Source organism: Borrelia persica No12, from assembly GCF_000500045.1.
Taxonomy (GTDB): Bacteria; Spirochaetota; Spirochaetia; order Borreliales; family Borreliaceae; genus Borrelia; species Borrelia persica.
Genome location: NZ_AYOT01000189.1, coordinates 1 through 243 on the forward strand (window position 1 = coordinate 1; position 243 = coordinate 243).

Sequence of the window (243 nt, forward strand, 5' to 3'; positions counted from 1 at the left end):
ACCCCTATAAATTATTTAAGGAAAACACATCTTTTTTATAAGAGTTGTTTTCCTTTTGTTTTTATCTACTTCTTTTCATTTTACTTAATTATTTATTTTCTATCCAATTATTTTCCTTCAGATGTGTTCTTATCAAAAGTTACAGGAGTATCATTTGCATTTATTTTAATTGCTTCTTTTACTGTTTTAAGTCCTGCATCAACTGTTTTTCTTATTGCTACAGTTAATGTATCTAATGCCTTA

1 protein-coding gene is annotated in these 243 nt (G+C 25.5%); it reads right to left on the minus strand.

The features are described from left to right. Nucleotides 1-107 precede the first annotated feature (107 nt). Nucleotides 108-243, minus strand: a 136-nt coding sequence (locus U881_RS12855; protein WP_200861717.1) for a variable large family protein, incomplete at its 5' end; no start/stop codon positions are given.